This is a genomic window from Bartonella sp. AP19HLJMH, from assembly GCF_042196245.1.
Taxonomy (GTDB): Bacteria; Pseudomonadota; Alphaproteobacteria; order Rhizobiales; family Rhizobiaceae; genus Bartonella.
Map to the genome: position 1 here is coordinate 1 of NZ_JBHIPX010000057.1, position 1,372 is coordinate 1,372.

Sequence of the window (1,372 nt, forward strand, 5' to 3'; positions counted from 1 at the left end):
CATTATTTGTTCCATGGTGCATTGCTTGAATAATGGGAATAATCCGTGAAGGTTGAATGCCCCCAATAATGGAAATGGTTGCATTGGGAATAAAAATGGTCCCACGTCCTATACGGTCATAGGTGTATGATTTTTTGCCATTAAAAGCTGTTAGATAAAAAGAACGGTCTGATTGATATTCCTTCCGTTCCAAATCGGATAAAAACCCAGCCAATTCATCACGAACCAACAAGAGACCACGGGGGTTTTCTTTTAACAATTCCCCAAGCTTTTCGACGGTCACATCGTTGACAATAAGACGTCGTTTATTAAGCGTGTCATCTTCCTCACTTTCTTTATGTTCAAGAGATTGAGAAAGAAGAGCAAGGGCTTGTTCCTCGTCTTGATCTTTGAGTGCTTTGTAGGCTTGTTTTTTCTTTTCTCTTTTGTCTAATTCAATAAGAATATCTTTTGTTTCTTGCTGTTTTTTCTTCTTTAACCATTCTTGATGCCATTCCTCTTGAAAAACATCGAGAGGTGCTAAAGCAGCTTCCATGGTATCTGTTTTCATAGTTGAAGGTTCCCCCACAATGGCACCCCAGAGATTAGGAACAATTTTCCAATTGGCATGTTGTTTTGGAGAAACTCGCACGCCATTTCCAATGACAGCAGACAATCCACATAAAGCAGAAACAGCAACAAAATCGATAGAAGATTGTTGAATATCAGCAACGTCATAAACATAGTTTATTAATGGTGTTGGAAGCAGGAATATTTTAAAAGGCTCGACGGGTAAGAGAGCCGTAGCAATCGGTTGTAATTGCCCCCAACCATTTTGTTGCAAGGCTTGTTCATAAGAAATGGCTTTTAAACAAGTATTTTCGTTTAAAGAGACATTATCGTTATCATTGATGGGAGTATTTTCATTATTGTTTTGTAAATTACTATCTTTCATAGTTTCCCTCTTTTAAGAAAGTAATACGTTATTAAAATCAGTTCCTTTTGGAGCTTGCATCATAAAGACCTCAAAGCCTTGGCTATAAGCACGTGCAGCTAGGGTAAAACCTGCTTTACGACCCGCATCATCGCCGTCCATTGCAATGGTGAGACGCCCTTTTGTATGGGGTAAATTCACACGCATCATGCCACTGGTTGAAAGGGACGCCCATAAATCAACGGGCTCTGATAACAACCCAGACAAAAGAGCCAGACCGGTTTCAATGCCCTCACAAATGACCAGATGTTTGGGATTGCCTTGACTTAAATGCACAGCACCACCTGTTACAGATCCCAACATGGCTTTTGCTGGTTTTTGGTCTGTTTTGCAGCCATTGGCTTGTAAAAAGGTTCTATGAATGGCGAAAGAGCCAGCGCCCTTAACAAAAGCAACCAA

The 1,372-nt window shown here is 40.3% G+C and carries 2 protein-coding genes; both read right to left on the reverse strand.

Translation table 11 applies throughout. From position 1 onward, the window contains the following. A partial coding sequence (locus ACFINR_RS09305) for a DUF3987 domain-containing protein (protein ID WP_375654228.1) occupies nt 1–934 on the reverse strand: 934 nt, incomplete at its 3' end. A 12-nt stretch (nt 935–946) separates the two neighbouring features. After that, the coding region (locus ACFINR_RS09310) for a toprim domain-containing protein (RefSeq protein WP_375654229.1) at nt 947–1,372 on the reverse strand (426 nt) is incomplete at its 5' end.